We start from the raw sequence: 23,841 nt of genomic DNA on the forward strand, positions 1-23,841 counted from the left end.
ACCTAGAGACTTTCAATGTGAGCTTAGCAGTAAGTGACGAGTTTGGTTGTGTGGATAGCATCAGCCATGGGGTACAGCGCTATCCTTGTATCTTCGTGAACTTTGTGACCGATACCAGTATTTATTGCGAAAGACAAACCATTATCTTTACAGACAGTAGCATAATAGATGAAACGGCGACCATCACCAATAGAGAATGGAAATTTGGGGATGGCTACGAAATCAATACCGGTGCTGAAGTGGAAATGGTGACTCATGCTTATGAAACTTCTGATGTGGAACAAGGATATACCATTACTTATGTGGTGACCTTTGATGTGGATGGCGATATGCTTACCGATACTGCTAGAAAAAATATTATGGTTTATCCAAGCCCTTATACCGACTTCGATGTGAATAATATCTGTGATGGTGAAACCGCATTACTAATTAGTAATACCAATGCCAATAACTCTATTTTAGCATCTTGGACTTGGAACTTTGGAGATGGACAAGACACCACTGTCATTGGCAATGAGGTGAATAATGCCATCAATCATCTTTATGAGCAGAGTGGTGTTTATGAGATCAGTTTAATGGCGCTCACCGACCTGGGTTGTCGAGATACGGCTTTTGGTGGCATTGCGGTGAATCCTATGCCAGTAATACACTTTGTGGCCGATACCAATGCTTTCTGTGGAATAGGTGATATCTTATTCACTGACAGCTCTACACTAGAGAGTGGAAGTATTATTGAGCGTTATTGGAACTTTGGAGATGGCATCAGTGCCAACTCTCCTCTAGATACCATTTTACATACTTATATTCCTTTTGAAGAGCAGTTGAATGAGTTGTTTACGGTGAGCTTAACTGCCACCAGCGACTCCGCTTGTTCTGCTACCGATAGCATTATGGAGATGATTAGTTTATATTCCATGCCGCTGCCTTCCTTTGAGGTATATCCGGACTCTGTGGCCATCACAGATATACAGGATATCATCTTGGTAAATAATAGTGAGAATGCTATTTATTATGAGTGGTTGATGTCGGATAGTATTCTTTGGGAGGATGTCTACGAACCACATGTCTACGAGAAAATCCAAGACACAGGCAGGTTCAGCCTAAAACTGTATGCGGAGTCTATGGATGGTTGCTTGGACTCTACCGATAGTTATTTTGTAGTTTATCCTGTGCTTCGCTTCTTTGTTCCCAATGCCTTCTCTCCCAATGGTAATGGGGTGAACGAGTATTTTGGTCCACAAGGAAGGTACTTCGAGGACAAGAGCTATAACTTTAGAATCTTCAATCGCTGGGGTAAGCAGGTTTATGAAACCAATGACTACTACCAACCTTGGGATGGCATTGATGAAAGCACTGGCGAAATTGCTCCGATTGGTGTTTACGCCTATGTAATAGAGCTGGTGGACTTGAATGGTAACGTGGAGACTTATAAGGGTTCTGTTACTTTGATTTTGTAGCTTAGGGCATAGCGCTTAGGGCGAAGCTGGAGACTTGGCGTTTTTCAAGTTCAAAGTTTCAAGTTTCAAGTTCAAAGTTTCAAGTTTACCCTGCAGCATCATGAGTTCAAAGTTTAAAAAGCTAGTCCTGACCGCAAGGTCATGGGTTCAAAGTTCAATGGAGTAAACTGGAAGATTAGTTTTTTAAAACGAGCTGGAGTGCTGGTGATGGGGGTAGCTGGCGAATTGGCGAATTCACATGCTTAAATCCTTGATAATCCGCATAATTCGTGGAGATTCGAGAATCCTTTTAACTCGAAGGTATTAGCAAACAACCGAGTAATGATCAGTGTAAATTCGTCAAATCAGTGTCATCCGTGTTCCATCTTCTTTTGCGAGCTGGAGAGCTGGGGACTTGGAGAGCCATAAAAGCTAAATCTAATAATTAATCCGTGCAGATCCTTTAAATCCGTGTCATCTGTGTTCCTTCTTCTTTTGCGAGCTTAGCGATTTTCCTTTGCATTTTCTTTGGGTGAAATTTATTTAACTGTTAGTGCTGGAGAGCTGAAGATGGGGAGAAGCTAAATACTAATAATTAATCCGTGTAGACCCTTTAAATCCGTGTCATCTGTGTTCCTTCTTCTTTTGCGAGTTGGAGAGCTGGAGAGCTGGGGACTTGGAGAGCCAGAAAAGCTAAATCTAATAATTAATTCGTGCAGATCCTTTAAATCCGTGTCATCTGTGTTCTATCTTCTTTTGCGAGCTTAGCGATTTTCCTTTGCATTTTCTTTGCGTGAAAACACAATATTTGGGCTTGAAGATTAGAGAATAGGAGAGCTGGTGAATTGGCGAAAGCAAAAACCTCTAGAACTCTAAAGAACAGACAAAATAGCAATATCATTCGGAAAGAAAAAAAACATATTAAACGAAATTATTGACTAAATGTCGAATAGAATCATAAAAAATTGGCAACCTTCTAAAGCAGACTCTCCAATTCGTATGGCCTCCTCCAAAAAAGAAGAATTGCTGAAACAAGCTTAAAGTAAATTCTTCTCTAAGGCCTGATACCTATCAATTAGAGGCGGATGAGAATAATTCACAAAAACATAAGCTGGATGAGGTTGCAAATTACTCAAACTATTTTTTGAAAGTTTAATTAAAGACATTTGAAGGTCTTGCCCTAAATCATGCTCACGTGCAAAATCATCCGCCTGATATTCAAACTTCCTACTCAAGATATTCATCAAAATCCCAAGCAGCATTGATATGGGAGAGTAGAGTATAGAAAAGCCAATAAGACCAAGATAAAAGTGAGAACTAGATAATTGTAAATCTTGAGCCACCACTTGGTTTAACAGCAAACTAACAGCTGAATCAGGAGCAATAAAAAGGGATAAAACATAGAGCATCAAGCCTGTTTGAGCTAATCCTAAAATAATATTTGACAAGGTATGTTTCCGCTTATAATGTCCTATTTCGTGTGCCAAAACAGCTATAATTTCATTCACTTCCAAATCATTAATCAAGGTATCGTATAATACGATTCGCTTTTGTTTTCCTAAGCCAGTGAAATAAGCATTGGCCTTGGAACTTCGCTTTGAACCATCCATCACATAAACATGATCCAACTGAAAACCCAACTGAATAGCCATCTTTTCAATAGATTCTTTGAGTTCACCCTCCTCTAGTTCTGTTTGTTTATTAAATAAAGGAACTATTAAACGCGCATAAAAAGCAGTCATAAATATCATAAACACACTTAAAATACTCCAAACAATCCACCAAAAATCTTGCGGAACAGACTCATAAACCCAAACTACTAAGGCAATAATCCCTCCTCCGAGTACAATTGCTAAAAGACTACCCTTTATCTGGTCCAACCAAAAAGTCTTTTGAGTCATCTTATTGAAACCATATTTATCCTCCAACACAAAATGATAATACCAAGTAAATGGCAATGAGAGGAGGCTAGAAAACAAGCCTATTCCTCCAAAAAACAATAAGGAGCGGAGTATTTCAGATTCAAAAACCAAATTAACTTCAGCACCCAGCCAACCAAAACCACCAAAAAACCAAAATACTAAAGTCAACAAAAAGCTAAAACCTGAATTGATTAATGAGTAATTAAACTTTTCCTTTTTATAATTCAGGTTTTTCATCTGATTATCTTCAGAAAAAAAATCTTTAAGAATGTCTGGTATAGCTTTTGAATAATAAGAGGCATTTAAAAACTCTAGAATCTTTTCAGTTATAAAACCGAATATCAAAAGCCCCAAAAACAACCAAGTTAAATCTTCGTACATAATGATTTGCTTTAATTATGCAAAATAAATATAATTTCCTGCTTATTCTTCTTTTTTTTAAAGGAAAGATCTGTTTCATATAAAAATCATCTTAAATTATTCAATTGAGATACAACCTTTTGACCCATTTTTCTTGTCCATAAAAAACAAGTATTTTTGAATAAATATTTTTCATGAAATTTATAAATAAAAAAAGCATATTTCCACTCCTCATTTTAGGACTCGTTTCTTCTTGCCAAAAAAGTAGTAATACCCCTATTCCAATAGAGCCAGTGATACCTACACAAGAAGTAAGTGTTATTGTTTTATTGGGCGATGGAATGGGAATTCCACAAATAACCGCCTCTTGGCACGAGCATGATTTCTTAAACTTACAACGTTTCCCCTACACTGGATTAACCTTAACTCACACTGTAGATAAAATAATTACAGAATCGGGTGCTGGTTCAACCGCTTTATTTACAGGTGTTAAAACAAAATATGGATACCAAGGGATGGGCCCCCAAGGACAGAATTTAGAAAGTTTATATAACTATTTAAAGCAGGAAGATTATCTCACAGGAATCATTAGTACTTCTTTTCTTACTGATGCCACCTTAGCGGCATTATACCGTCATGGAAATGATAGATATGATTACGAAAATATCGCCTTTGATTATTCTCATCATTATGCCGACTTCACCATCGCCGGCGGACAAGACCATTTTGACAATAGAAGTGACCAAATCAATTTAATAGACAGCTTGAAATCTCAAGGGGTTCAAATATTTTACGGTAATGATGCCATATCTGGAGTGCAACATTTACCTAGTATTGGCTTTATGGATCCACTTCGTCCTCCTTATATTTTAGATGGCAGAGCCGATTTTTTAAAGAACGGAAGCTTAAAAGCTTTAGATTTATTTAAAAATGAGCCCTTTTTCTTATTTATAGAAGGGGCCTTGGTAGATCTTGCTGGCCATGATGAAAGTATAGAAAATCAAGTTTCAGAAACTTTAGAATTTGATGAAGTAGCAGGTTTGATGCTAGATTATGCTGAGCAGAACGAGAATGTATTAATAGTAGTGGTTTCTGATCATGAAAGTGGGGCACTAACTTTGCTTCAAGGAGATGGAATGAATTACATTCCCAATTATGCCATTGATGAACACAGTGGTGGAATGGTTCCTGTTTTTGCATATGGGCCTGGCGCCGAAAATTTCACCGGAATGATGGACAATTCTGACATCTATTATAAAATAAAGAATATTATTGACCAAAACTTAAGCAAATAAAGGCATGCGACATCTATTTCTTTTCTTTTTCTTCAGCATTTCTGGGTTAATCATCGCGCAGAACTCTATTCGTATTAACGAAGTTTGCAGTAGAAACCTTTCTATAATTAATGATGAGGATGGCGATTATGAAGATTGGATTGAAATTTATAATCCAGATACCATTCCTATTTCGCTCAAAGATTATTATCTCTCCGATGATAAAGACGAACTTGAAATGTGGGCATTTCCTGATATCATTCTTGATGCAAATGAATACCTTCTTATTTTCGCTTCTGGAAAAGACAGAAACCAACCTATAGATCACTGGGAAACAGCACTTCATGGAGACAGTATTTGGCGCATGAGCAATCCTGAGATTCAATCACAAGAGGACTATATTCTTTGGACTGATAGTGATTATGATGATTCCTCATGGATAGAAGCTAGAGGAGGTTTTGGAGTGGGTTATGAAAATCTAGAAACCATTACCGATACTTCTACTATCTTTTTAAGACAAGACTTTTTTCTAACCGATACTTCCAAAATCTTAAATGCTGTTATACATGCTTATTATGAGGATGGATTCACCGCTTATTTAAATGGATATGAAATCATGCGACCAGGGATGGTTGAAGATGGTGTAAAACCTCCATATAATAAAAAAGCTTTTGATTCTCATCCTTCGAAAATTGATACTGACCAAAATCCGGAAAGTTTTGTTATAGAGAAAGAATTGTGGAAAACGCTGCTTAAAAACGGACGGAACATTTTAGCTCTAAGTACACATCTAAAAGAAGTAGATTCCATCGTGATTAAACCTTGGTTATCTTTTGCCATTTCCGATAGTATTTATCAAAACGATAGCTTAGTGGCTACCTTGGAGCTTGGTAGTTTGCCCCTTCATACCAATTTTAAAATTAGTGGAGATGGCGAAAATATTTACCTCTTTCATAAAACCAATGGTTTAATCGAAAAATTTGAGGTTCCAGCTATATCGTCTAACATATCTTTTGGTAACCACCGTTGGTTAAAAGATTCAGTGGGGTTTTTCAAACAATGTACTCCTGGTCTTATTAACTCCTATGGCATTAAAATAGCCATTATCCAAGACAGTGTTGAGCTAGAGCATTCATCTGGTTATTATCAAGATTCTGTTCTTATTTCTGTGACCAATATAAATAGTGATTTTCAAGTTTATTATACCATAAATGGTAGCTTACCAACTAAATACTCAAATCTATACGATACCGCATTTCATCTAGATTCTACATCCTTAATCCGTATGGCCTTCTTTACAGATTCACTCATTCAAGGTCCTGTAAGCAATTTTACTTTTTTTATTAATGAGGATTCTGAACTAGATGTGATTTCCATTTTAATGAACCCCAATGATCTTTGGAATCCGTATACTGGAATATACGTATTGGGCTATCACCATTATTATGACCCTCCCTATTTTGGTGCCAACTATTGGCAAAATTGGGAAAAAGCAAGTCATATTCAATATTTTAACGCCAATGAAGAATTGCTTTGGCAACAAGATCTAGGAATTAAAATACATGGAAACTATACTCGACAATTGCCACAAAAAAGCTTTGGGTTTTATGCCAAATCTGAATATGGCTTATCATCACTTCCAGCTGACTTCATTCCTAGCAAGAACCATATTAAGGAACCCAAGCGGTTCCTGATACGAAATGCGGGAAACGATTATTCCTTAGCGCGCTTTAGAGATTTGTTAATTCATAGAAGAATGATGGCTACTGGTATAGATATTCAAAGCGGAAAACCTGTACTTGCTTTTTTAAATGGGGAATATTGGGGAATGTATCATTTTAGGGAAAAAATTGATCGTTTTTATTTGGAAAACAATCATGGCATAAACCCTGATGAAGTTAACCTTTTAGAACAAAATGGCCTTCTCATCAGTGGTGATAGAAACGATTTTGAAGAATTGATAAATTTCATAAAATCCTCTGATTTAAGTCTGGAAGATAATTTCAATAGCGTAGAAGAACAAATAGAATTGGACAATTGGATTGACAATCTAATTTCCAACTTCTATCACTATAATACCGATTGGCCCCAACATAATACTAAATTTTGGAATGCCCCCGGACATAAATGGAGACAAATACTTGTAGATCAAGATGTCACCATGGGAATTACAGGAGGACATACCGCAAATCGAGATCCTTTTGACCGTATTCACAATGACAGCCTTTCCTATCTAGCCATCAGCTATAATCATTTCCTTGAAAATGAAACCTTTATCAGAGATTACTCCAACCGGTTTGCCGATTTATTAAACACTATTTTTCTACCCGAAAATTACCTCCCTATGGTAGATGAGATAGTGGAAGAAATGGAAGGCGAAATGCAAAGACATGGGGAAAGATGGAATACTAGTTACACCGCATGGCTTAACGGAACTTATCCTAACAGAGTGAGGACTTTTATTGAGGAAAGAACACCTTATTTGCGCCAATTCTTAAGATCCCATTATAGCCTTGGAGTTTATGATACCGTCACCCTTTCTGTAAATCCTCAAGGAAAAGGCCAAATCAAATTAAACACCATCTTCATTTCTGAGAATGATTGGTCAGGAATCTATTTTGATTCTATACCTATAAGGCTCGAAGCCATTCCAAATCCAGGATATCAATTTGTAGCTTGGGAATCAGAAACCTCTCCCCAGCTGGCTGATTCCAGTAGAATTATAGAATCTTGGCATTTAAAACCTCACGATGATATTACCGCCATTTTCTATTCTGAAACGGGCCAAGAAGATACGCTTAGAATTGCTTTTACGGAGTTTAACTATCGCTCCTATGAACAAGCTGATGCCGGTGACTGGATAGAGATCTATAATTTAGAGGAGGACACCATGAATTTGACTGACTGGTCTCTGCAAGGTTATCAACCCTTTGAAAACTGGAAATTCCCTGAACATACCAAATTAGCGCCTCACTCCTTTTTAGTGATTGCTAACGATACTTCTGCTTTTCATCAGTGGCATCCTCAGGTATCGAATATGGTGGGCCCTATTTCGTTTAAACTAAAATCGGAGGAAGAGGAAATTAAACTTCTCGATGAATTTAATAGAGTGATGCAGCACATGAGTTTTACAAGAAATGAGCCATGGCCTGTAAATGAAGAAACTTCTCAAAGCATCGAACTAATCGACTTAGAAAGTAATTATAGCTTAGCTGAAAATTGGCAATTGGGCTGCCCAGGTGGAAGTCCAGGAGTAGCGCCAAAAAACTGCCAAGAAATCTATCCTTTAATTTTCACCGAAATCAATTATAAGCAACATGAACAATATCCTGTTGCCGATTGGATAGAAATGAAAAACATAGGAAACGATACCATTAATTTAAGCCATTGGAGGTTTAGTGATGGAAATCTAAAGAATGCCTTCCAGTTTGTTGAAGGAACTTTTATTCTTCCTCAAGAGAAGGTATTACTTATTGAGGACACAAGCAGTTTCTTTAGGTATCAAGAACAAAAAGGTAGATTTTTCGGCCCGCTAGATTTTGGCTTCTCCGCCTCGGGCGAAGAATTATTAATCACAAATGAGTTTGGGCTAGAATTGATGTCACTTGAATATTCCAATGATTCACCATGGCCAGAGAATGCTGCTGGAACTGGATTCACGATAGAATTAATAGACGAGAATTTAGATATGAACCTCGGCGATAACTGGACCACCAATTGCTTTCTGGGCACCCCTTGGCAAGACCTTGATGTTTGCATAAAAGCTGATGCATTGCTTATTACTGAATTAAAATATCAATCCACACCTGAAGAAAATAGTGGTGACTGGATTGAGATTAAAAACATCAGTGATAAGAATATAAATCTATATGGTTGGAATTTACGACATCAATTTGATACGATATATATTGACACCAATTATATGCTTTATCCTGAGGAATACATTGTCTTAGCGGCTGATACTGCTGCTTTCTATTCTGTTTATGAAAGAGACATAATTGCTTTGGCTACAAATTCTTTCGATCTGAGTAAAGAAGAAGATCAAATCAACATTTGTGACCCATATTATTTTTCTGGAAACTTCATCAGCTATCATCATCAATTAAACTGGCCTATATATTCTATAGATACTAATAACAGAACTTTGGAGTTAATAAACATGGAGGCCAGTTATTTACCTGAAAGTTGGAGAGCGAGCTGCGAAAATGGAACTCCTGGGCTTCCTCCTTCCTATTGTATTACTGATGGACTAGATAGTTTCGGATCATTAGCTTATGAAATCAAGCTTCATCCGAATCCAAGCGCTGGAATGGTCAGTCTAGAGGTAAAACTAGAGGAGGCTGAAAAATTAAATATTTCTGTTTCCAATATTCAAGGTGTTCTTGTTCTTGAAAAAAATAGTGGATTTCTCTATTCTGGTCAGCAAAGTTTATGGCTTGATATGAGTCATTTGGAAAGTGGAGTTTATTTGGTAGAAGTGAGAGGAAAGAATGGCAGCGTGCAACAAAAAATGATTAAATTAGGGGAATGAAGCAAAAGATAGCTATAGTTTCTGTCATCAACGATTTGGTGACCGATCAACGAGTAGATAGAGCCTGTAGAGCCATTTTAAAAAAAGGCTATCAAGTAACCTTAGTCGGACGAGTGCAAGCCAAAAGCCTTGCCATGAATGAAAGACCCTACTCCACCCACCGCATGAAACTGCTCTTTACTCGTGGTCCTGCTTTTTACTTGGAATACCAAATTCGACTATTCCTATTTCTATTATTCAGAAAGTCTGATTTATTATGGGCGAATGATTTAGATACCCTCCTCCCCAATTTTCTCATTTCTAAGATTAAAAAAAGTGAAATCATTTATGATAGCCATGAGTTGTTTTGTGAAGTTCCTGAACTCCTCAACAATCCAAAGAAAAGAAAAACTTGGAAGCGGCTGGAAAGATGGATTTTTCCAAAATTGAATAAAATCATCACAGTCAATCAATCCATTGCTAACATTTATGGAAACGAGTATCAAAAAGACCTTAAAGTAGTTCGCAATATTCCATTAAAGAGGGAATTAGAAAACATCAAAACCAAAGAGGAACTGGGCTTACCTACAGATAAAAATATCATTATACTTCAAGGAGCAGGTATTAATATGCAAAGAGGTTCTGAGGAGGCTGTTGAGGCCATGCAGTGGGTTAAAGATGCAGTATTGCTAATTGTTGGAAGTGGTGACGTTATTGAGCAATTAAAGCAAATGCGAGTGGATTTAGCTTTGGAAGAAAAAGTCATCATCACCGGAAAAGTACCTTATGAAAAATTAGCTCAATACACCCAAATAGCAGACTTGGGTTTGAGCTTTGATAAAGACACCAACCTCAATTATCGTTTTAGCTTACCTAATAAACTCTTCGATTATATACATGCCGATGTTCCAGTATTGGTTAGCAATTTGGTGGAGATAGTAAGAATAGTAAAAGACTATCAAATTGGTGATGTGATAGAAAACCATGAGCCCAAGCATATTGCCAAAAAAATGCAAGCATGTTTCTCCAATAAAAAGCGATATTTCTCCTGGACAAAGAACCTTAAGAAAGCCCAACAAGAATTGAGTTGGGAAGTAGAAGAACAAAAAATTCTGGATTTGATTGGAGAGTAAAAGAATTATAGTGCAGGCGGGAGAACTGGAGAATGTTCATTGTTCATTGTTTAAGGTTAAGTTCGATGCGGGATGGTAGAGCCTTAGATAATCAGTGCTAATTCGCTAAATCCGTGTTATCTGTGTTATATTTTCTTTGCGTCCTTAGCATGTTTTCCCTTTGCTGATCTTTGCGTGAAATTTATTTACCTGTTAGTACTGGTTGCTGGGTACTGGTTGCTGGGTGCTGGGTGCTGGGTGCTGGGTGCTGGAGACTTGGGGAGCCAGAGAAGCTAAATACTAATGATTAATCCGTGCAAATTCGCTAAATCCGCGTCATCTGTGTTCTATCTTCTTTGCGTCCTTAGCATGTTTTCCCTTTGCTGATCTTTGCGTGAAAACACATTGCACAGATGAACGGAGAGTGATACTAATCTCCTAATTCAAACTAGGATCATTAGGGAAGTTTACCCAAAATTTATAATCATCACCCAAGCCAGCAACGCTATCTTTCCACATTCTATTGGCAGGTTTATCAATCAATTCAGTAAGATTGGGCTGTCCAACTAACCAACTAAACTCTTTCAACTCCTCGTTCAGCTGATTTTCTGTCCAACCACTATACCCAATATAAAAGCGAATATCTTTATTGCTAATCTCTCCTAAATGTATCAAGTTCTTCACATCATCAATTTCACCTCCCCAAAATAAACCTTCTTTGATAGGCTGACTGTTGCGAATAAAATCACCCCTCTTATGAATAAAAAACAGGTTCTTAGTATTCACTGGGCCACCAAGATAGACTTTAGCATCAAAGTCAGGAAATCCCTTCACAATATCGTTAAACTTGACATCTAAAGGCTTATTGATGATTAAACCAAAAGAACCTTCTTCGCTATGATCGGCAAGTAAAACCACTGCTCTATCAAAATACTTATCCTTTAAAGCAGGTTCCGAAATTAATATGCTTCCTGATGTGGGTGTTATATTTGTTGGTTTCATGATCTATAGTTTTTGTTGAGTTAAACTGCATACCAAAGAAATAGTTTGTCATTGGATTTCGATTCCTTCTCATTAGGATTTTCATTAAAATCACCTAATTTTGGGCTCTGATACTATTATAGACCCATTTCTTGGATTTATGGTTGTATCACATCTAAAATCATACCAATTGAAATGACAAGAAAAAACCATTTTCAAAAATACAAAGACTTCAGGAAACAATTTCCTGAATTTTGTTATCAATCCTTTAAATATACTCAGAATCAGCAGGAGTTAGAAATCGTATTTGAGTTTAGCATGGGTGAGGATCATCATTTCTCACCAAAACATCGATTTCAAATTCCTGAAGAGGTTTCTATAGAGGATATTCCAAAGACAGAATTAGACCTTATGGTTTTTCATTTAGGCATGGTAGAGCTCATCTCCTATTGGAAATGCGCCTGCCCTCCCCGCCTTTTCATAAAAGATTTCAAACTCAATTTGGAACAAATAAAATGGTGGAAGAAGCTTTATTTCGAAGGCCTTGGAGAGTTTTTCTACCTAAATAGCATAGAAACCAATGTGGATGATTTCATGGAAATCATCTGTGATGAGGCTCCTGAAATGCCCAAACCCATTAATACTAAACTTCTAGAAAAAGTGATGGTTCCCATAGGTGGAGGAAAAGATTCTGTGGTTAGTTTGGAAATTCTGAAAGAAATGGATAAAGTACTTATTCCATTCGTTATCAACCCCAGAGGAGCCACTTTAGAAAGTATTAAGAATGCTGGTTATGAGACCTATGATGCCTTCTTCACAAAAAGAACTATCGACAAGCATTTGATCGAATTAAATGCTCAAGGGTTTCTAAATGGTCATACTCCTTTTTCTGCCATGTTGGCATTTTTAAGCTTAATTGCTGCACGTTTTAATAAGGCTAAATATATAGCCTTAAGTAATGAATCCAGTGCCAATGAAAGCACCGTAAGTGGAACCAATATCAATCATCAATATTCTAAATCCTTTGAATTTGAGGAGGATTTCAGAAATTACTATCAGAAATACATTCATAGCGGCATAGAATATTTTAGTTTTCTAAGGCCCATCAGCGAACTACAAATAGCTAGTTTGTTCAGCAAATTTAAGCAGCATCATTTGAGTTTTAGAAGCTGTAATGTGGGTAGCAAGGAGAATATTTGGTGTGGGCATTGCCCTAAGTGTTTATTCACCTATATCCTACTTAGTCCCTTTATTCCTCAGCAAGAAATGCATCAGATATTTGGTAAAGCATTGCTCAACGATATGAGTCTTAAACCTGATTTTCTAGAATTAAGAGGCCTTGCCGAAACCAAACCCTTTGAATGTGTTGGAACAGTGCATGAAGTAGAGCTTTCCCTTAAAAATGCTCAAAAAGAATATTTCGAGGAAGCTTTAATGCAAAACCTCTCCAAATCCTCGTCAACTCAAGAACTAAAGAATGCTTTAAAAGACTGGAATCCTCAACATTTTGTACCCGCTGTATTTGAAAACCTCCTCAAAGAAAAAATAGCGCTATGAGGGATTTTATAAAAGAAAAAATTGGAAAAAGGCGTATCGTCATTCTTGGATTTGGAATGGAAGGGCAATCGAGTTTAAGATATTTCGATAAAATAAAATTAGAAAATCCGTTGCTTATTGCCGATGGAAATGAGAAGATTCAAGAACATGTCGAGATTCAAAAACTTGGAATTCCCGTGCTATGTGGAACTGATTATCTTGACCATTTAAGAGCAGATGATTTCATTATCAAATCGCCTGGTGTACCTTTAAGGAAATACAGACCCGATTTAAAAAGCTTTTCACAGACTAGTCTTTTTTTAGAGTATTATCAAGATCAAATCATTGGCATAACAGGTACCAAAGGAAAAAGCACCACCTCTACTATGATGCATCGTATTTTGGAGGCGCAAAATCAGAAATCGTATCTGGTTGGAAATATCGGACAACCCGCTTTTGATTTAATTCCTCAGATATGCGAACAAACATGGATAGTCTACGAGTTGAGTGCCCATCAGCTACAATGCGTCAGACAAGGCCCACAAATGGCTATTCTTTTGAATCTGATGCCAGAGCACCTAGACTATTTTGGAAGCATTGAAGCTTATTATCAAGCCAAATTGAATATTTTCAAGAATCAGAATAAGGGTTCCTTTTCTTTTATCCATCAGAAAACCCAAAACAAAATAGATAAAGCTATTGCCTGTAAATTAAGGACTGAGTTAAGAGAAGATGCTATACTTTTAGATGGAAAAATACTCATTTCACAGACGGATCTAAAATATTTATTAGGTCATCATCATTTAGAAAATATCCAAGCCCTCATGGAATTGATTCTATTTAAAAAATTAGATATAGCCAAAGCATTAGAGAGTATTAAAAACTTTCGACCTCTTCCTCATCGCCAGGAGTTATTAGGAGAGCAAAATGGACTTCGATTTATCAACGATAGCATCTCCACCATACCTCAATCTGCCATTCAGGCCATCAAAGCCATTGAGAAAGTGGACTATTTAATACTTGGAGGCTTAGACAGAGGAGTGAATTATGGCGAGTTGGTGGATTATTTAAAAGATAGGTCCTTCGAAAAAATATTTTTTTTAGGAAAAGCAGGTCAACGAGTTTTGGAAGAGTTGCAAGAGCAGTCTAACAAACTGAATTTTGACTTTTCTTGGCATAGCAAATTACAAGATATTAGAAATGAGCTGCTTCAAATTTCAAAAGGAAACGTTCTACTTTCCCCAGCAGCCGCAAGCTACGATGCATTTATCAATTTTGAGGCCCGTGGAGATTACTTTCGAGATATTTTTTCAGAAATAAGTGAAAATAATTGAAAAAAGTCTTGCATGGGAGAAAATTTGATGTATTTTTGCACCCGCGTTCAACGCAAAAGAGTTCTTTAAAAAAACGGTTTGGTAGTTCAGTTGGTTAGAATACGTGCCTGTCACGCACGGGGTCGCGGGTTCGAGTCCCGTCCAGACCGCTTCTTTTTCATTTATTGAAAATAGCGATACGTTTTGAATTCTTGGTTTGGTAGTTCAGTTGGTTAGAATACGTGCCTGTCACGCACGGGGTCGCGGGTTCGAGTCCCGTCCAGACCGCTTCTTTTTCACGCAGTGAAAATAGCGTTACGTTTGAATTATTGGTTTGGTAGTTCAGTTGGTTAGAATACGTGCCTGTCACGCACGGGGTCGCGGGTTCGAGTCCCGTCCAGACCGCAACAAAGTCCTGTAAACATATTGTTTTCAGGACTTTTTGCATTTTAGTAAGCAATATTTTGTATCATTAGTAAGCATTTTCTTAATGACACTGAGAATTTCTTTTTTCCCAACATTAATTTGTAATCCCCCACCTGCAAACTTGGTATGGTATTTTTTTCAATTTCTTCCTATTCAGAGCATATTTCAACAATTGAATATATACTTCTTCGGGCTTCTTAATAATCAATAATCCCACACCTTGGCTTAATAAGAATTAATTTCCATTTGTTTTAACGATTGTTGGAATACCTAATATTTTGTGGTCATTTACCTTGTCAGTCATTGCAATAACAGCTATCAGACGCAAGATATAACTTTTAGCTACCCTACATTGACCTATAAATACCTGAAACAGATCTTTGCCAATAAAAGGTCTTATTTTATCGATATTGCCTCGTAGATCTTTTAATAGTCCGTTAATCCATGTTCAAATTTATATTTATTAATATCAGAATCACCGGATACAATATGATTAAAAACATCTTCGATTTCTGTTAATTGTATTTCTTCTTCTAATGGAATTGAAAGTCCATAAGATGTGGATAAAATAGGATATATAGTATCATCGATGTTTGTATTCACAACAAATGGGATGTTTAATAAGTTTTTATTAATGATATTTACATCAGAAAAATTTGACACCCCTTTTCTCATGCTTTTATAGATAGACCCGCCCCCACTGAATACAATGGGTCTGTTTTTTAAAGCATCTATTAATTTATCAATGGGCAACTTATGAATATCCTTCCTAAAACTAAATGAATCGATAATAGCATCCTTCATTTCACTTACATTATTTTTAAGCTGGTTATGGTATGTAGTTATACTTGACTTAAACAATGAGATGTCTCCTTGGGAAGTGAAAAACAATTCTTGCACATCTCTTATGTCCATATCATCCTTTGTTCCGATATATTGTTCGAATATATAATTCAAGCCTTTTGGAAAAGAAATTACCGAATGTATATCGGGTTGGGTTCCGTTTAGAGTAAAGAAAGCGATATCGGTAGTACCACCCCCAATATCAACCAAAAGACTCATACCATCTTGTATTCTTTTTTGTTGGGTAATAGAAGATAAACCAGCAAAAGCTTCAGGAACTACATTCAAACCGAACGTATACAATTCTTCTTCAGTAAAATTGTAATCTATTTTTGTTTGTTCTTTAAGCTCAGGGTATGTGAGTTTTAAGTAGTCGGATTTAGTCTTGATTTTCTCAACCAATCTATAAGCGGCTATTAGAAACGCATAGGCTTTTCTTTTTTGAGAATCGAACACAGCCTTCTCACTACCACTTGGCACACCAAACTGAATAAAAAAATCTTCTCCTAACTTCTCCTGAAGGATAAGTATAACATTGGCAATATACCAAACAGATAATAATTCAGGAGCGATATTATCGTTCCACTTGATGTTACTGAAAGAAGCCAATTTAAAATATCGGAAACGGAGTCTGTGTTCTCTTTTTCGAGCTAATTGTTTGACTATTTTTTCATGTTCTTCTGTTACTTTTCTACATTCCTGTTTCCAGTTTTCATGTATCAACTGAAATTCGTCCATTAAATCATTTGTTTTTTTCTTCCATGCCTTGTGCTCCGTTTCAAACAATTCTTTAATGGATTTGCACTCTTTTTCCCATTTTTTTAATGATGTTTTTTTCTCACTCGGCTCTTTCTTTACAAACCTTTTTAATTGTTCTTTCCAGCTTATTTGCTTCAAGTTTTCAAAACTTGGCTTATCAGGTAATTTAGGCATTTGGGGTTCTTCTGGTAGCTTGTAAACAGGTTCGGGGTTTAGATGAAGTTCTGGAATTCTAATGCTTTCATCAATTTCAACTTTACATTGTTCTTCATCAATAAAACCGTAGCTCAGGGTTTCATCTTTATTGATCTGTACGATGGATGGGAATAAAACGGAATTGTATCCATCTTTATTCCTAAACTCAAGAAATTCGTACATTTTTTGCGCTGGATTTGTTGCGTCTTCAATACATACTTTGGTTTGATGGGTGCCAAAATCGAAGCCTACTGTGTAACTCATTTTATTTGATTGTTATGTGGTTAATAGATAATAATTTAGGGGTTATATATTTAATTTTAGCCGAATCAATGTCCCTTAAAACATTCTCTTTTTCTTCCAATAGATTCTCGAGCACCTTCCTTTGTGCTGGAAGAATTCTTTCGGCATTTTTTCTCTCTTTTTCATAAAAAGCTTGCTGTATTATATTTTCAGAATTCTTAATAACTCGCTTTTGCATTACAATTTTATTATTATAGAATTCTGTTTTCAATTGAATTTGCATCTTGCTATGAGTCTCCAACCTCATATTAGCATCTTCCAGTTTTGCCGACTCAATATCATCTAAATATAGTGCCAGTTCATATTCTAACTCAGAAACTTGTTCAGGCGAAATACGATATGTCCCAGACTTTGCAGTAGCATTTAATTGAGCCTCACCTAAAAACCTCTCCGCAACAGTGGTCTCTTTTATGATTTGTTTTTTAGAGATATCATATAGAATAGGCACCAAGAGCTCTGTTTTCTGCTCTCTATTTATCCATTTTTTTAAAATACGTGATGAATATACAGCCAGGAAATATTCTCCCCTATCTAATTCAAAATCACTTAAATGATTGGCTTCAATGGCAAACTGGAAAGTATTATTTGAATCTATTTGATGCGCTTCAAAATAATTAAGCCCTGCAATAATTATAGGATGATAGGCATTAATCCTAATCAGATTTTTATTTTCGTACCCCGTTTGCTGTGAGAAAGTTAATTTCAGCGAATGCTTGTCTCTTATTGAATTTATAAAATGACGGAATATTATTTCTTGTTCTGTATGATGCGGCTGATACTCGGTTAAGAAATTTTTTAAAACTGATGGCGAACTTTTTGGGATGTTTATTTGAAAGATAAGCTTTTCTTCATCTAATGTTTCTAATTGCAAAGTAGTGAGCTTAGTACGAATTAAAATTCGAATATAATTAACCAACTCTTTTTCAGTTACGTACTTATGATTGTTTTTAATGAAATTCACCTGGTTTCTAAAGTATACATCATTGGTAAGTGTATCTGTAAGTCCCTTACTTATAGTATCAAGGTTCTTCTTTTCAGTTATTATAGCACGTTCAATGGCATCAATTTTTTCCTCACGTTCGTGTTTTGAAATGTCTTTAGAATATAATTCTTGCTCTAAACTTGAAAACCACTCTCTGATATTTTTAACACCGAGGTTTCCCATTTTCTCAAGATCTTTATCTAAAATAGCTTCTAAATCACCTATACTTCCCCTGAAAATTCCAATTCTATCTAATAGTCTGGTATAAATATCTTCCTGTATAGAATCTTTTACCAGCAAATTATAGATATTTACTTTGGGTGATTTTTGACCAAACCTATCAACACGACCAATTCTTTGCTCGACTACCATCGGGTTCCAAGGCAAGTCGTAATTGACAATGGCATCGCAAAACTGCAAATCCAAACCTTCACTTCCAACTTCTGAAGACAAAAGTATTTTTACATTTTCATGGGTTTTGAATTTCTCAATTTCAGTAACTCTATCATCAATATCACCATGAATAATAGCAGAAACAATCCCCGCTTTCTTCAATCTGACATTTAAATAATTTAAAGTTTTTTTAAACAATGCAAAGACGATTAACTTGTTATTTCCTTTGTTTACAACATCTTCAACAATATCTAAGAGCGCATCAAATTTTGCGTCTTTGTAGTCATGATAAAAATCAACTCCTCTTTCCAGGTCTTCTTTAGAATTTAAATATCCATACACACTGCTGGCTACTTGTCTTTTCTTTTGAACAAGTCCAAGAGCCCCTCCCTGTGTTAACTTTTCATTGCCAAAACCATCTACATATGAATTACTATCAATATATTGATTAATAACTTTGTCAAAATCTTTTCTTTCTTCTGGGTTTAGTTCCAATATAATAGTATGTGGTTCCCGAATAGCCTGAGACCAGTCCTGAGTTACTTCCTTTTTTCTGGTACGAGAAAATATTTTATTCATTTCACTCATATCGGAAATATCAAATTGCAATTGTACTCTTGTTTTTGCACTATCTTTTTCTTCCTTTAAAGACTTCATGATCTTTTGAAATAAAGGAATATCACTAAAAACATTACGAATTTTCTCGGTGTGGCTATAATTCATTTGATATTCTTCTCCTGAACTGTAATTAATTGTTACTTCAGCATGTTCTAAATCATCCGCAATCTGGGAATAGCTCACATTACTATTAACTTGATTTAATGCATTTATGAATGGTCGATTCATAGCAACCTGGTTCTGAAAAGTAGCATAATCACTATACTTCTGTTCATCGAGCAATTTTAAAAGATTAAATAAATTTTCTTCACTAATCATTATTGGAGTTGCTGTTAAAAAAACTGCAGATTTAACAACTTCCATAAATTTTTTCAATCCACGATGTGTTTGAGTTGTAGCATTTCTTAATCGGTGTGCTTCATCACATAATAGAAAGTCGAATTTAATATTGTTTTCATCTATGAGATCGTAAAGGCTCTTTTTCGGCTTCTTATTTTTAGTACTTTTTTCTTTTGGAAGTCTTATTTTTTCGTAATTAACAATTCCCTTTACATTTCCGTTTCTATCAGCTATATCCGCTTTTAACTCAGATAAAGATTCATAAATCTTAAAGTTAAAGCTGAACTTCTCTCTTAACTCTAACTGCCATTTTTCCTGCAATGATTTAGGACACACTATCAATGAATTTTTTAATTCTCGTCGAGCCATAAGTTCTAACATAATATGGCCCGCTTCTATTGTTTTACCTAATCCCACCTCGTCCGCTACTAATATTCTATTATTATCGGAGCTAAGAAACTTCAATAGAGGTTTAAATTGATATGCCTTAAAAATGGTATTAGAAGCTTTAAGAGATGATATGGTGTTTTTACTTGTGTTTTGAATTTTAAAGCTGGTGTTTATTTTAGCAAAATCAAGATAAGAACCAAACATTCCTCTTTTTACTCTCTCGAAAGGGTCTGATAAATCAGTATCAGGTATTAGGTTAGATTCTAAACATTTCTTTGGCTCATCTTTAATACTTACTGTATATAACTGTCGCCCTCTTGCTGGAGGGAATACTTTTTTAACAATTCCTTTTTCTTTTGAACTGACATATATTACTGAATCTCCGATACTAAATTTTGCCATAGTATATTTCTATTATCGTTTAAATCACATTTTTATAACGGCCTTGTATTCAATCTTTCATCCATTTACTTTCCCTCCCTTATTCTTGATCTGCTGTTACAACAGATTCCAAATAATTCTCAAAATGAATAATGGATTTATTTAAAGCACTTTCGAGTATTTGTGCCATTTGACCAGTAGGATTTGCGGCATTAGTAGTGTAATAGGTATTTCCATAAGAATTCATTTGGGATTCATTATAGCCAGAGGCAACAACTTGGAATTGTGTTTCATAATTTTCCCCATGGTATAGTATACTTACCTGAACAACAGCTGCAGCTTCATTATTATACTTGCTATTTCCTGTAAACATAGTTCCTCCAATAGAAGTGGTCAGTTGTTGTTTTAAAACCAAAGATTTAAGATGTACTTTAATATTGATAGTGTCTTTAGAGTAGCTATTAAATTTTGCAGAAAAATAGGAATTCCATAGGTTTTTAAATGCAGTTTCGGATGCGTACTGATAATAGGAATTACTTACAGTTTCATGACCGTTTTTCTGTGCACTTACCAAATTAATAGGACCATCAGCCTGATCAGAAGTTAGACTGATATTAGGATAAATATTTCTGTTTTCTCCCATTAACATTAACTGATCGCTAAGGTTGGACTGCATGGGGATGGTAACTGTACATGATGTTATGCTCATCATCATTAAAATGGCTACTAATAATAATTCTGTTTTTTTCATAAGATTTGATATTAATAAGTTTATAATACACAAATCTCTATTTAATGTATGCAATAATTCTGCACACTATTTATATTTTTCTCTTAGTCTTTCAATTCTATTCAGTAAATCATGTCGAAACAAAGCTGGCTCCATTAATTCAATTTTATCCCCAAAGGAGAGGATTAACGACTCTAATTCATAGTTTCGTTTAATTTCGATACTTATCATTACATATTCGGAGCCATGCTCTACTATCTTTTGAGAACCATGCAAAGGTTTTGTTTGGATATATGGCCAAAGTTCCACATCCACTTTAAGAATAACCTTTTGTATTTCGTTATTCGTGTCAACTGACACCCCTATTACATCTTCAAAATATTCTTCAAAATTAATTTTAGTATTTCTAATATATTCGAGATTACATTCCTCCACATTCATCATCCTGTCAAGTGCAAGATTAGGTAGATAATCGGCTTTATTATCTAATCCAAAGAGAAACCACCGGTTATTGTATTCCTTTAAAAAATAAGGATGAATAATAATGACTTCAGGGTGTTCTGATTTAAAAGAACGGTAGCTTATTTCGAGTACTTTTTGATTATTAATTGCGGCATATAGTTGGCCTATATACTCTCGTCCCTTCAAATATGGATTACTATCAAACTCAATAATATGTTCCTGGCTTTCAAACTTAAAATACTGATCGAGCCTTAGCTTCATATCTTCAATCCATTCAAATTGTGGTAAACCACTGAATCGGGACAAGGTGTGCAGAGATTCTTTCAGTTGTTGTGCTTCCAGTTCATTTAGGGGCTGTTTATTGATGGTGAAGCTTCTATCTTCATATTGATAATAAACCACTCTACCATCCTTAAAATTGGTTATAGGAGCATCATACCCTTTGGAATCACGCATGAATTTCAGGTCATCGTAAACCTGTCGCTTTTGTACTCCTGTTGAAGTAGAATCTATATCTATCAGCGCTTTATTACATTCGTCTACAAGGTCCTTAATGGAATATTTACTTCCAGGGTTTCTCAGACACTTATCAAGAGCTTGATAACGAATGATGGCGTTTTTATTGTTAGGCATATGCGATTTAAGTGTTCAGTATGTAAAGGTAAAAAAAATACTGGTTTTTTTTGAATGAAGTTTGGATTTAATGCCTAATTCTGGGGGAATAAAAGGTTAAATCCTATTTTGATGCGCTATGCAAATTTTTTCATACCAAAAATGCTACCAATTCATCCTTTTTTGTGGAAAAAAGGAAGCAAAAAGCCATCCCAAACAATAACCTACCCGCCTCTTATAGAATATTGATTTATCTAACAAAGTAGAAAAGTAATGACCTAATAATCTTAACTCCTTATCTGATTTAAAACTATCATTTCTATTTCAAACATTTTCGATGTCATTACTTTAAAAGCCATGGCCCTTTGCTGACAAATCAAATATTCTATAATTCACCGCATGAGCTGGCCTAAGTTTGGGAAAGGCCTGCCCTCTGTCTTCGAAAATATATTACGGCTTAAGTTATTAGTCTAAGCTTTTGTAATAAAGAAGTTTTATTTGAGTATATTTTGCTATGAGCTTGAAATCAATTAATGATTCTGAATTAAACCACGCAAAATTTATAAAGGCTTCCGGCGGAAGTCTATATCCGCCTTATCAGGAAGTCGTTAAGCGGAGCAAATGGCTTGTAGGAGTTAAAAACAATACTGTTTGACGCTCGTTAGTGACGAATCGTAGATTGTCACTATAAGGAGGAGTTTATTGTTTTTCCGGAAAGTCATTTGTGGAGTAGACTTGCTGATATAGCGGTGGTTTTGCTGCACTTTTTAAAAAGTGTAAAAGAATAAACCTGTCTAACAAGATTTCTAATTTGAAAGAAATATGTCTTTCAAAAGAGTTTTTTAAAAAAAAGACTAATTCAACCTGTATAATCGAACCTTAGGAAATCGATTTTTTCTGTTTTGTTATTCAATGGTACTACAGCGCATCAAAATGAGAAATAGCCGAATAAAATATTGCAAATCATTGTTTATTGGTTGTTTTTCCTGTTCATTTGCACTGTCTTTTCAAACTGCGCATTTAGAAAACAACCATGAATACATCTCCCCTATTTCACCTTCCTAAATTTGGCATGCTGAAGTTCCTGCTTTAGGTATTTATGTGGTCGAAATGCTATTTTTAATTCCTTTATTTTATGGGCTTTGGCTTCTTTAGCTGTATCACTACCTTCTACTTTGGCATGAAGGCTAAATATTCCGAATTCATCTAACTCTATACTTCTATTTTCCAATAAGAGAGTGGGTATATTGGTAATGAAGGTTCTGAGCACACCATAAACATCAGATTCTGTTAAGCTACATTGTCGGGATATGTCTTTTGATAGTTCCCTTAATTTTAATTTTTGGCGATTACATATGCGAGGATAGTATTTATATTGGGTCTCCTCTGCAGAGAGTTTATCAGCTAATGCTATTACCTTATAATCGATCATAGGAATGTTTTTTTAAGAATGTATATATGGTATTCGATGCATAAAATAAAAAGGTAAATTTAAAAAAATAAACTTAGATAAATGGAGTATAGCAATCAGGACAAAGGCATTCTTTTATTTTGTACGTGGGTTTTCAGGAACCGAAGCCATCGAGCTCACTGAATTAATTAAAACAAATTACAAGCAAGATTCAGTAAAGCTGATCTTTATTGTAGCAATAATCAGTAAAAACTAGTAGAATCAGCGGCCAAATATCCTTTTTACATTTTAATCGTGGATATTTAAAGTAAAACGGGTCACATTAAAAATTATGGGGAGCAATGGTTTTTAGCCTTTTCATAGTTACAATGCTATTAAGCAATAATAGACTTAGGAATTAGGCGGGGTGGCTTTTCCCAAACACGTCGAAGTGTAATCGGTGAATTATAGAACATTAGATTTTTCAGCAAAGGGCTTTAGCTTTTAAAATAATGACATTGGAGGTGATGGAAATAGAACCGACTGCTTTGGTTCTGATAAACATGTACAGTCA

13 protein-coding genes and 3 tRNA genes are annotated in these 23,841 nt (G+C 35.5%); 9 read left to right on the forward strand and 7 right to left on the reverse strand.

The features are described 5' to 3' along the window. The coding region (locus tag HNS40_RS18470; protein WP_172283625.1) for a PKD domain-containing protein at nucleotides 1–1,457 on the forward strand (1,457 nt) is incomplete at its 5' end. A 1,016-nt stretch (nucleotides 1,458–2,473) separates the two neighbouring features. Here HNS40_RS18470 and HNS40_RS18475 read toward each other — a convergent pair. Beyond that, a complete protein-coding gene (locus tag HNS40_RS18475) occupies nucleotides 2,474–3,739 on the reverse strand; it encodes a M48 family metallopeptidase (protein ID WP_216664196.1) in 1,266 nt (421 codons plus the stop codon). Nucleotides 3,740–3,912: 173 nt separating this feature from the next. Between HNS40_RS18475 and HNS40_RS18480 the strand changes: the two genes are divergently transcribed. The 3 genes from HNS40_RS18480 to HNS40_RS18490 are packed head-to-tail and all read left to right on the forward strand — an operon-like array spanning nucleotide 3,913 to nucleotide 10,635. Beyond that, the gene (locus tag HNS40_RS18480) at nucleotides 3,913–5,013 is read left to right on the forward strand and encodes an alkaline phosphatase (protein WP_172283627.1); all 1,101 of its coding nucleotides are present in this window, start codon (nucleotides 3,913–3,915) and stop codon (nucleotides 5,011–5,013) included. 4 nt (nucleotides 5,014–5,017) lie between these two features. After that, complete coding sequence (locus tag HNS40_RS18485; RefSeq protein ID WP_172283629.1) at nucleotides 5,018–9,523, forward strand: lamin tail domain-containing protein; 4,506 nt, start codon at nucleotides 5,018–5,020, stop codon at nucleotides 9,521–9,523. Then, the gene (locus tag HNS40_RS18490; RefSeq protein ID WP_172283631.1) at nucleotides 9,520–10,635 is read left to right on the forward strand and encodes a glycosyltransferase; all 1,116 of its coding nucleotides are present in this window, start codon (nucleotides 9,520–9,522) and stop codon (nucleotides 10,633–10,635) included. The genes HNS40_RS18485 and HNS40_RS18490 overlap by 4 nt, the downstream gene beginning before the upstream one ends. Nucleotides 10,636–11,052: 417 nt before the next feature. Here the strand turns inward: HNS40_RS18490 and HNS40_RS18495 are convergent, their stop codons facing one another. Continuing rightward, nucleotides 11,053–11,616 carry a YqgE/AlgH family protein gene (locus tag HNS40_RS18495; RefSeq protein WP_172283633.1) on the reverse strand — a complete coding sequence of 188 codons (564 nt, stop codon included), beginning with the start codon at nucleotides 11,614–11,616 and terminating at the stop codon, nucleotides 11,053–11,055. A 174-nt stretch (nucleotides 11,617–11,790) separates the two neighbouring features. Between HNS40_RS18495 and HNS40_RS18500 the strand changes: the two genes are divergently transcribed. The 5 genes from HNS40_RS18500 (at nucleotide 11,791) to HNS40_RS18520 (ending at nucleotide 14,849) form a co-directional block, all read left to right on the forward strand. Continuing rightward, complete coding sequence (locus tag HNS40_RS18500; RefSeq protein ID WP_172283635.1) at nucleotides 11,791–13,152, forward strand: hypothetical protein; 1,362 nt, start codon at nucleotides 11,791–11,793, stop codon at nucleotides 13,150–13,152. Beyond that, on the forward strand, nucleotides 13,149–14,465 hold the full coding sequence (gene murD / locus HNS40_RS18505) for a UDP-N-acetylmuramoyl-L-alanine--D-glutamate ligase (protein WP_172283637.1): 1,317 nt from the start codon (nucleotides 13,149–13,151) through the stop codon (nucleotides 14,463–14,465). Before HNS40_RS18500 ends, murD begins: the two co-directional genes overlap by 4 nt. A gap of 75 nt (nucleotides 14,466–14,540) precedes the next feature. Then, nucleotides 14,541–14,614 (forward strand) — tRNA-Asp (locus HNS40_RS18510). A 44-nt stretch (nucleotides 14,615–14,658) separates the two neighbouring features. After that, nucleotides 14,659–14,732 (forward strand) — tRNA-Asp (locus HNS40_RS18515). Nucleotides 14,733–14,775: 43 nt separating this feature from the next. Then, nucleotides 14,776–14,849: transfer RNA gene (locus HNS40_RS18520), tRNA-Asp, on the forward strand. A gap of 447 nt (nucleotides 14,850–15,296) precedes the next feature. Here the strand turns inward: HNS40_RS18520 and HNS40_RS18525 are convergent. The 5 genes from HNS40_RS18525 to HNS40_RS18545 form a co-directional block, all read right to left on the reverse strand. Further along, nucleotides 15,297–16,931 carry a hypothetical protein gene (locus tag HNS40_RS18525; protein ID WP_172283639.1) on the reverse strand — a complete coding sequence of 545 codons (1,635 nt, stop codon included), beginning with the start codon at nucleotides 16,929–16,931 and terminating at the stop codon, nucleotides 15,297–15,299. Nucleotide 16,932: 1 nt separating this feature from the next. Then, nucleotides 16,933–19,767, reverse strand: coding sequence for an SNF2-related protein (locus HNS40_RS18530; RefSeq protein ID WP_172283641.1), 2,835 nt, complete (start codon nucleotides 19,765–19,767; stop codon nucleotides 16,933–16,935). A gap of 406 nt (nucleotides 19,768–20,173) precedes the next feature. Then, on the reverse strand, nucleotides 20,174–20,824 hold the full coding sequence (locus HNS40_RS18535) for a hypothetical protein (RefSeq protein WP_172283643.1): 651 nt from the start codon (nucleotides 20,822–20,824) through the stop codon (nucleotides 20,174–20,176). A gap of 66 nt (nucleotides 20,825–20,890) precedes the next feature. Then, on the reverse strand, nucleotides 20,891–21,898 hold the full coding sequence (locus tag HNS40_RS18540) for a YafY family protein (protein WP_172283645.1): 1,008 nt from the start codon (nucleotides 21,896–21,898) through the stop codon (nucleotides 20,891–20,893). 1,027 nt (nucleotides 21,899–22,925) lie between these two features. Next, the gene (locus tag HNS40_RS18545) at nucleotides 22,926–23,309 is read right to left on the reverse strand and encodes an HU family DNA-binding protein (RefSeq protein ID WP_172283647.1); all 384 of its coding nucleotides are present in this window, start codon (nucleotides 23,307–23,309) and stop codon (nucleotides 22,926–22,928) included. Nucleotides 23,310–23,841: the final 532 nt, after the last annotated feature.

The sequence above is a fragment of the Lentimicrobium sp. S6 genome, from assembly GCF_013166635.1.
GTDB lineage: Bacteria > Bacteroidota > Bacteroidia > Bacteroidales > UBA12170 > UBA12170.

Excerpts from the sequence above, each read along its gene's own strand:
- HNS40_RS18480 (WP_172283627.1), top strand. The coding sequence starts at position 3,913 with ATGAAATTTATAAATAAAAAAAGCATATTTCCACTCCTCATTTTAGGA.
- HNS40_RS18500 (WP_172283635.1), top strand. The coding sequence starts at position 11,791 with ATGACAAGAAAAAACCATTTTCAAAAATACAAAGACTTCAGGAAACAA.
- murD (WP_172283637.1), top strand. The coding sequence starts at position 13,149 with ATGAGGGATTTTATAAAAGAAAAAATTGGAAAAAGGCGTATCGTCATT.
- HNS40_RS18485 (WP_172283629.1), top strand. The coding sequence starts at position 5,018 with ATGCGACATCTATTTCTTTTCTTTTTCTTCAGCATTTCTGGGTTAATC.
- HNS40_RS18490 (WP_172283631.1), top strand. The coding sequence starts at position 9,520 with ATGAAGCAAAAGATAGCTATAGTTTCTGTCATCAACGATTTGGTGACC.
- HNS40_RS18540 (WP_172283645.1), bottom strand. The coding sequence starts at position 21,898 with ATGCCTAACAATAAAAACGCCATCATTCGTTATCAAGCTCTTGATAAG.
- HNS40_RS18535 (WP_172283643.1), bottom strand. The coding sequence starts at position 20,824 with ATGAAAAAAACAGAATTATTATTAGTAGCCATTTTAATGATGATGAGC.
- HNS40_RS18525 (WP_172283639.1), bottom strand. The coding sequence starts at position 16,931 with ATGAGTTACACAGTAGGCTTCGATTTTGGCACCCATCAAACCAAAGTA.
- HNS40_RS18475 (WP_216664196.1), bottom strand. The coding sequence starts at position 3,739 with ATGTACGAAGATTTAACTTGGTTGTTTTTGGGGCTTTTGATATTCGGT.
- HNS40_RS18545 (WP_172283647.1), bottom strand. The coding sequence starts at position 23,309 with ATGATCGATTATAAGGTAATAGCATTAGCTGATAAACTCTCTGCAGAG.
- HNS40_RS18495 (WP_172283633.1), bottom strand. The coding sequence starts at position 11,616 with ATGAAACCAACAAATATAACACCCACATCAGGAAGCATATTAATTTCG.